Annotated in this window: 1 protein-coding gene; it reads right to left on the reverse strand. The window is 70.1% G+C overall.

The genetic code is table 11. From position 1 onward, the window contains the following. Positions 1–67: 67 nt before the first annotated feature. The gene (locus QMK28_RS33910) at positions 68–1,282 is read right to left on the reverse strand and encodes an IS110 family transposase (RefSeq protein WP_267830243.1); all 1,215 of its coding nucleotides are present in this window, start codon (positions 1,280–1,282) and stop codon (positions 68–70) included. Positions 1,283–1,541 lie beyond the last annotated feature (259 nt).

A 1,541-nucleotide genomic window follows, 5' to 3' on the forward strand; every position in this document is an offset into this window, starting at 1 on the left:
GGGGGTGCCCCTATGTCTTTCGTCAACCCCGAGCTGCCTGTCTTGTGATGATTCGTCCATGTCGGGTTCATGCGGCGAGTTCGACGTTCTTGGCGGTGCGGGGTTCGTAGAAGGTGCCGTTGCGGAGCATGGCGTGGATGACGTTGATGCGTTGGCGGGCGAGGCGGAGGAGGGCTTGGGTGTGGGTTTTGCCGTTGGCGCGTTGCCGGTCGTAGTAGGTGCGGGAGGGCGGGTCGTGGAGGGCGGCGAATGCGGAGAGGAACATGGCGCGTTTGAGCTGGCGGTTTCCGCGGTGGGGTGCGTGTTCGCCGCGGATGGAGCTGCCGGAGGACTTGGTGACGGGGGCGAGGCCGGCGTAGGAGGCGAGGTGCCCGGCGGTGGCGAAGGTGGAGCCGTCGCCGATGGTGACCAGCAGGGCTGCTCCGGTCCTGACGCCCACGCCGGGCAGCGACATCAGGAGCTGGGAAAGAGGGTGGGCCGCCAGCAGGGCGCTGATCTGGGCTTCCAGGGTGCGGCGCTGGTCCAGAACGGCGGTGAGCTGGGCGGCGAGGGAGGGCACGATGGTGGCGGCGGCCCGGGTGCCGGGCACCACCACGGTCTGTTCGTCGAGCGCGTCGAAGATGTCGTCGACCAGGCGTGCGTACATGCGTGGCGCCCGCGGGCGGAGCAGGGTGAGGAGTTGGCGGCGTCCGGCCTTGCGGATCTGGGCCGGGGAGCCGAAGCGTTCCAACAGGGCCCGGACGGCGGGGTGGTGGACGCGGGGGCCCAGGACGCGCTCCAGGCTCGGGTGGATCTGGGTGAGCAGGCCGCGCAGCCGGTTGGAGACGCGGGTGGCCTCGCCTGCGAGGTCGTCGTCGAAGCCGACCAGCATGGCGAGCTCGGCGGTGGTCTCGTCGGTGAGGTCGATGGCGCGCAGGGTGTGGGGCATGGTGCGGGCGGTGTCGGCGATGACGTAGGCGTCGCGGGCGTCGGTCTTGGCCTCGCCGGGGTAGAGGTCGGCGGCCCGGCGCATGGACAGCCCGGGCAGGTAGGCGACGTGGCAGCCGGTGTCGCGGGCGACCGCGACGGGCAGGGCCCCGATGTTGGCGATCTGGTCGACGATCACCAGGACGGTGCCGAACTTCGCTCTCAGCTTCTCGAACAGGGCCCGCAGTTTGGGCTCGCTGTTGGGCATCCGCTTGTCGTGCACGGTCTTCCCGGCCGGGGTCAGGCCGTGGGCGTGGTGTTCGCCCTTGCCGACGTCCATGCCGAGGAACACGCCTATGTGACTGGTGTCGAACATCCGCGTCCCCCTGGGTGGGTGAGCATCCGTCCCGGCTATCCCTACGGCACCGCGCGCCGGCAACCACGTTATGCAGATCTGCCCCGGTCACGTCCGGCGTTGCACCGGACACGGTGGCGATCAGGCCCCTCATCAGCGGTCAAGCGGTGCCCCAGGCCCGGTGACACCACCCCCCAGGCCATACGCGCGGCAGGGGGCACATAGTCATGCCGGACCCGGGGGCCAGGAGCCCCATTGCGGGGCCACGAAAAAGATAACG

This window comes from Streptomyces sp. H27-D2 (genome assembly GCF_035828615.1).
GTDB lineage: Bacteria > Actinomycetota > Actinomycetes > Streptomycetales > Streptomycetaceae > Streptomyces.

Coding starts and splice junctions, on each gene's coding strand:
- QMK28_RS33910 (WP_267830243.1), bottom strand. CDS start 1,282: ATGTTCGACACCAGTCACATAGGCGTGTTCCTCGGCATGGACGTCGGC.